At 63.5% G+C, this 6575-nt stretch carries 5 protein-coding genes and 1 pseudogene; all 6 read left to right on the top strand.

All coding sequences use genetic code 11. From position 1 onward, the window contains the following. Positions 1-131: 131 nt before the first annotated feature. Positions 132-455: pseudogene (locus Q362_RS0112370) on the top strand (EamA family transporter); the annotation flags it as partial. A gap of 318 nt (positions 456-773) precedes the next feature. Next, the gene (locus Q362_RS0112365) at positions 774-1289 is read left to right on the top strand and encodes an O-acetyl-ADP-ribose deacetylase (RefSeq protein WP_028318948.1); all 516 of its coding nucleotides are present in this window, start codon (positions 774-776) and stop codon (positions 1287-1289) included. Positions 1290-1300: 11 nt separating this feature from the next. After that, a complete protein-coding gene (locus tag Q362_RS0112360) occupies positions 1301-1756 on the top strand; it encodes a gamma-glutamylcyclotransferase family protein (protein ID WP_028318947.1) in 456 nt (151 codons plus the stop codon). Between the two features lie 61 nt (positions 1757-1817). Further along, entirely contained in the window at positions 1818-3512 is a 1695-nt protein-coding gene (locus Q362_RS0112355) for a hydantoinase/oxoprolinase family protein (protein WP_028318946.1), read from the top strand. 47 nt (positions 3513-3559) lie between these two features. Then, positions 3560-4870: a histone deacetylase family protein gene (locus Q362_RS0112350; RefSeq protein ID WP_028318945.1), complete on the top strand. Its 1311-nt coding sequence runs from the start codon at positions 3560-3562 to the stop codon at positions 4868-4870. A gap of 96 nt (positions 4871-4966) precedes the next feature. Then, positions 4967-6526, top strand: coding sequence for a sensor domain-containing diguanylate cyclase (locus Q362_RS0112345; RefSeq protein ID WP_028318944.1), 1560 nt, complete (start codon positions 4967-4969; stop codon positions 6524-6526). The last annotated feature ends 49 nt before the right edge of the window (positions 6527-6575 follow it).

Genomic DNA, 6575 nt, shown 5'->3' with positions numbered 1-6575 from the left:
AGGATAAACCGCTTCATAATTTCACCTGCCAAGTGAGTTTTTAGGACAGGCGGATATTGCAATATTTTTACTGAAATTTCAATATGTTGATTTTAACTTTGCGTTGATTTTGTAGATGTTTTTTCACTGAACTAGGTTTTATGTTCGTCTCTGTTGCCCTTTGGATCAACTATCTGTTGACAGGTGGCGGTACCATCGCGTTCAACGTTCAGACGATCATTGCACTTGCATTGGCCGCGTCGGCAATGGGTTTTGGCTATGCCGCCTGGAATGTCGGCATTCTGTACGGGAACGTCACGATACTGGCGGGGGCATCTTACTTCACCCCGGTTTTCTCCGCGGCGCTGGCGGCCCTGGTTCTGCATACTCCTCTTTCGCTTTCATTCTGGCATGGAACAGCTATGGTTTGCGCGGGATCGATCCTGTGTTGGCTGGCAACGCGCGGGAGAGGATAAGTTCTTGAGCGATTGCCAGATGTTGCTCCTCTTGCCGCCCCGGCATTCATGGTCACGAAGCCGAGCTGCCGATACCAATCCCGCCAGGCCCGCGGGGATTTTTTCTGAACATCCCTGTTTTCCGTCGACACGGCTCGCTCCGCTGCCCGCGTATTCCGCGGGGCGTGGCATTATTTTGCCTGAAACGTTGACGTTTTTTCGATTGTCGCGTACAAATTTTTCTGCGGACCTTGTCCGTCAACGGCGACAGTCGCGGATACGGCGCGCCTTCCCCCGGCCCGCGCCGGCTGGTCGGCAACGCCTGCAACCTGAAAGGAGATCGCGATGATTCATCTGGTCGAAACCGATATCACCACCATGCGGGTCGATGCCATTGTCAACGCCGCCAACGAAACGCTTTTGGGCGGCGGCGGGGTCGACGGTGCCATCCACCGGGCCGCCGGACCGGAACTGCTGGCGGAATGCCGGGCCATCGGCGGATGCACAACCGGCCAGGCGGTTCTCACCAAGGGCTATAACCTGCCGGCCAGATTCGTGCTCCATGCCGTGGGGCCCGTCTGGCGGGGCGGCAACCAGAACGAGCCGGCGCTCCTGGCCAGTTGCTATCGCCGCTGCCTGGAGTTGGCGATCCAGCACGACATCCAATCCATGGCCTTCCCGGCGATCAGTTGCGGCGCCTACGGCTTTCCCCTGGACGAGGCGGCGGATATCGCCGTCGACACCATCCAGTCCTTTCTGAACCGCACCGGCAAACCCAAGGACGTCTATATCGTCTGTTTCCAATCCAGGGTCAAATTCGCCTTTGCCCAGGCCATCCGCGGCCTGGAGGAATGAAGGCGGGCGCCATGAACATCTCTGACCATGGTGCCGGCACGGCTTCTCCCTGTCATGATCTCTTCACTTACGGTTCGCTGATGTGCGGCGACATCATGACCGAAGTGGCGGGTGCGCAACTGCGGGCCACTCCGGCCGTGCTGCCGGGCTACCGCCGTTTTCTCGTGCGGGGTGAACAGTATCCGGGCGTGGTCCCCGACCGTGGCGGCACGGTGGCCGGATTGGTTTATCACGGCATCGACGAGGCGGGATGGGCTCGGCTCGATCGCTTCGAGGGCGAGTTGTACGACCGCAGGCCGGTCACCGTGCGCTACGAAAACGGCAGCGGGGCCATGGTCGACTGTTACGTGTTCCGGCCCGAATTCGCGTCCCGGCTCACGGAGATCGAATGGGAGTACACCGCGTTTCTCCGCGACGGCAAGGCACTGTTTCAACAGCAGTATCGCGGTTTCAAGGCGATCGACTGACCCGGCCGGCAAGCGGCCGCCGCCGGGATCGCCGTTGTTTTCATCCAGGCAAGGAGTTGCCATGCGCATAGGAATCGATATCGGCGGCACCCACACCGACGGGGTGCTCGTCGACGGCAGCCGGCTGATCGCTGCGGCCAAGGCCCCTACCCACCACGACAATCTGCTGGAATCGATCAACCAGGTTGTGCAGGCGGTCCTCGTCGACCAGGACCCGGTCCGGGTGCGGACCGTCAACCTGAGCACCACCCTGACCACCAACGCCATCATCACCGGCAAGACCGAGCCGGTGGGCATGCTGGTGGCGGCCGGGCCCGGTATCGCCCCGAAACACTACCGCATCGGCGACCATTACCACATCATCTACGGCAGCCTCGATCACCTGGGCACGGAAACCTTGGCCCTGGACGAGCAGGATCTGGAAGAGGCCATCGCCGCCTGCCGGGAACAGGGCGTGACCTGCTTTGGCGTGGCCTCCAAGTTCTCGCCGCGCAACCCGGCCCACGAAAACCGGATGGTCGAGGCCCTGGCCGGCACGGCCGATTTCATCTCCTGCGGCCACCTGGTTTCCGGCCAGCTCAACTTCGGGCGCCGCATCCACACGCTCTACTACAACTCCGCGGTCTGGCGGACCTTCCGCGCCTTTACCGCCGCCCTGACCGCCAGCCTCAAGGGATTCCGGCTCGAGGCCGAAGTGAACATCCTCAAGGCCGATGGCGGCACCATGCCGCTGGCCCGGGCTCAGGAGATGCCGGTGCAGTCGATCTTTTCCGGCCCGGCGGCCTCGGTCATGGGCATCCTCGCCACCTGCCCGGCGGACCAGGACCTGCTCATGCTCGACATCGGCGGCACCACCTCGGATATCGCCCTCTTTGCCGGCGGCGAGCCGCTGCTGGAACGGGAGGGCATCGCCATCCAGGAGCGCCCCACCCTGGTGCGGGCCATCCACGTCGAATCGATCGGCATTGGCGGCGATTCCCTCATCCAGATCACGGACGGCCAAATCACCACCGGCCCGCAGCGGCTCGGCCCCTGCATGGCCGCCGGCGGGCCGGCACCGAGCCTGATGGATGCGCTCAATGTGGCGGGCATGGCCGCCTTCGGCGATGTCGACCGTTCCCGTCAGGGGCTGGCAGCCTTGGCCGCCGACAATCAGATGGCACCCGAACAGCTGGCCCAGCAGGCGATCGAGGCGGCCCTCGATGCCCTGACAACGAAGATCGATGCCCTGATCCGGACGGTCAACACCAAGCCGGTCTACACCATCCACGAAATTCTCACGGACCGGGCAATCGCCCCTGCCCGGTTGATCGCCATCGGCGGCCCGGCGGCGGTGTTCAGGGATCTGCTCGCCGACCGCCTGGGGATGGAGGTGATGGTACCGCCGCTGCACGGGGTGACCAACGCCATCGGCGCGGCCCTGACCCGCACCACCAGTCACCTCGCCCTCACCGCCGACACCGCCCGCGGCCGCCTGTCCGTGCCGATGCTCGGCATCTTCCGTCCGGTCGCCAGGGGATTCAGCCTCCAGGACGCCACCGCCGAAGCCAGGAAACTGCTCGCCGCCGATCTGGCCGAAACCGGCGTGACCATGGCTGCCGACGAAATCCAGATCACCCAGGCCGACGCCTTCAACATGGTGGACGGCGGCTACACCAGCGGCAAGAATATCCGGGTGGTGGCCCAGGTGCGGCCGGCGGTGATCGCCCGGCTGGACGACACGACGACGACGGTCCGGATTGCCGGTTCGCCGTGAATCCGGCCTCCTCCACCTCCGCATTTCCTCATCGCACAGGTCATCCCATGCTGAAAGCCACCACATCCCTCGGCGTCATCTTCTTTCCGGCCTTTGACTGGGCCATCTCGCCCACCCATCCCGAACGGGAGGAACGGCTGCTCTACACCCAGGACCAGTTCCGGGAGGAAGGGCTGTTCGACATCGAGGGCATCAGCGAACACCGCCCGCTGTTCGCCACCGACCAGGACATCATGCGGGCCCATTTCTGCTTTCCGTCCGTGGAGGCGATCTGCACCGAATCGCACCGCATCTCGGCCGGCGGCGCCATCCAGGCCGCCCGGCTGGTCCTGGAGGGGGAAACCCGGCGCGCCTTCGCCTTGGTCCGCCCACCCGGCCACCATGCCATGAAGGTGGTGCACGGCAACCGCGGCTTCTGCAACATCAACATCGAGGCAGTGATGATCGAGTGGATCCGCGAGCGCTACGGCCGCAAGCGGATCGCCATCGTCGACACCGACTGCCACCACGGCGACGGCACCCAGGACGTCTACTGGCACGACCCGGACGTGCTGTTCATCTCCCTGCACCAGGACGGCCGCACCCTCTACCCCGGCAGCGGCTTTCCCTACGAGAACGGCGGCCCCCGCGCCCTGGGCAAGACCATCAACCTGCCCCTGCCGCCGCGCACCTCGGACGAGGGCTATCTCTACGCCATCGAACAGGTTGTGCTGCCGATTCTGGCCGATTTCAAGCCCGACCTGGTCATCAATTCCGCCGGCCAGGACAACCACTACTCCGACCCGATCACCAACATGCAGTTCTCGGCCCAGGGCTACGCCCGGCTCAACGAGCTGCTCAAGCCGGACATCGCGGTGCTGGAAGGCGGCTATTCGATCAAGGGGGCCCTGCCCTACGTCAACCTGGGCATCTGCCTGGCCATGGCCGGCTGCGAGTATTCGGGGGTGCGCGAGCCGGACTACAACAGCGCCGCCCTGCGCGAATCGCCCGAGACCATGGAGACCATCAGGCAGACCTGCGGTTACGTGCTCGACACCTACTTCCACCCGCCCATGGGCGATTTCGAGAAAGAGGGCGACTCGTTCATCCGCGAGCGCAAGATCTACTACGACACCGACGGCATTCTGGAAAAGCAGCGGGAAGAACTGAAGGACTGCGACCAGTGCCGCGGCCTGCGGCTGATCAAGACCAGCTCCAGCCATCTCCTCCCCTGCCTGGGCGTCGAACTGCCCATCGACTGCTGCCCGGCCTGCGAGCGCGAAGGCTACGAGGCCTTTGCCCGTTCGGGCAAGGAGTTTCTCGTGAGCCAGCTTCTCGACCAGAAAAACAAGCAGTTCCGCTACCTGCCCAAGAAATGAGGGAGAATACCGAGATGCGTCCGGATTGAAGTCTGTTTTCTTGTTTTCCTTCGTTGCGCCAACGTCACCACTCTCGCCGCCCCTCGTTGATCCGCCATGTCGAAACCCCTGGACGCCGTCCTCAACCGTATCCTCACCTCCGCCCAACTGCCGACCCTGCCGGCCACGGCCGTCCGGCTGCTGGAGCTGACCGCCCGGGACGACACCACGTTTCCCGACATCGTCGACTGCATCACCCGGGACGTGGCGCTCTCCGCCAAGATCCTCAAGGCCGCCAACTCCTCCTTCTACAGTTTCCAGCGACGGATCGTCTCGATCAACCAGGCGGTGGCGCTGCTGGGCACCAATGCGGTGCGGAGCCTGGTGCTGAACTTCACCTTCCTGTCCCTGGGCGAACAGCCCGACAACAGCCTGTTCAACCTCGAACTGTTCTGGGAACGTTCCCTGGTGGGTGCCACCGCGGCCAAACTGCTCGCCGCCCAGGTGCCCGGGATCGATGCCGACGAGCTGTTCACCATCGGTCTCCTGCAAAACATCGGTCAACTGATTTTTGCCGTGACCATGCCGTCCCGCTACAACCACATTCTGGAGCAGTTGGCGGTCAACGGCCAGGACGCCGTCGAAACGGCGCTGGAAGAGGAGGTGCTTGCCCTGGCCCACACCGATTCGGGGGCCGAAGTGGCCAAGGTCTGGGGCCTGCCCCCCGCCATTCTGGCGGCCATCCGCCACCATCACGATCCCGACGCCTATGCCGACGGCAACCCGCACGAGCGGGTGATCGTCAACATTGTCTTCCTGTCCGACCTGGTCACCAGAATCTTCTACTCCTGCGCCCCCGAACGCCATTACAGAAAACTCCTCGACGCGGCCGGCCGCCTGCCCGGGCTCGACGATCCGGCACTCAAGAACATTCTCGCCGTCATCCACCGCGAGATCGACAGGGCGGCCCATTCCTTCGAGGTGCGGGTCAATCCGGTGCGGCCGGTCCCGGAAATCCTCCAGGAAGCCAACATCCGGCTCAGCCTGCTCCACCTCAGCTACGAGGAGATGAACCGGGAGCTGATCCGGGCCAAACAGGAACTGGAATCGGTCCGGCGGCGGTTGACCGAGAGAAACCTGCTCCTGGAACGACTGGCCAATATCGACGGTCTCACCGAAATTCACAATCACCGCTATTTCCAGACCTTTCTCCAATCCGAAATCAACCGCGCCCGCCGCAACCGGGGCTCCCTCTCCCTGCTGCTGGCGGACATCGACCACTTCAAGCAGTTCAACGACGTCTACGGCCATCAGACCGGCGACTTCATCCTCAAGGAACTGTGTCTGGTCGCCAAGAACATGCTCCGGGAATACGATCTGATGGCCCGGTACGGCGGCGAGGAATTCGCCTTCGTTCTGCCGGAAACCTCGGCCGACACGGCCATGGACGTGGCGAACCGCCTCCATCGCGCCATCGCCGACCACGATTTCTTCGACGGCCAACGCCATTACCGCGTGAGCATCAGTCTCGGCGTGACCAGCGCCGTGCCCGCCGGCGTCGACGGATTCAACCGGAACGACTTCATCGGCCAGGCCGATCAGGCGCTCTACACCGCGAAAAACAAGGGCAGAAACCAAGTGGTTCTGTACCAGCCCCGGACCCGGCCGGCGGCATGAACGCATGATGAGCGGTCAGGCGCCCGGCCACCAGTAAACCACCCCATCC

Origin of the sequence: Desulfobulbus elongatus DSM 2908, from assembly GCF_000621145.1 — a bacterium.
Classification (GTDB): Bacteria; Desulfobacterota; Desulfobulbia; order Desulfobulbales; family Desulfobulbaceae; genus Desulfobulbus; species Desulfobulbus elongatus.
Note: the sequence above shows the minus strand (reverse complement) of the source record. Positions and strands in the feature narration are given on the sequence as shown.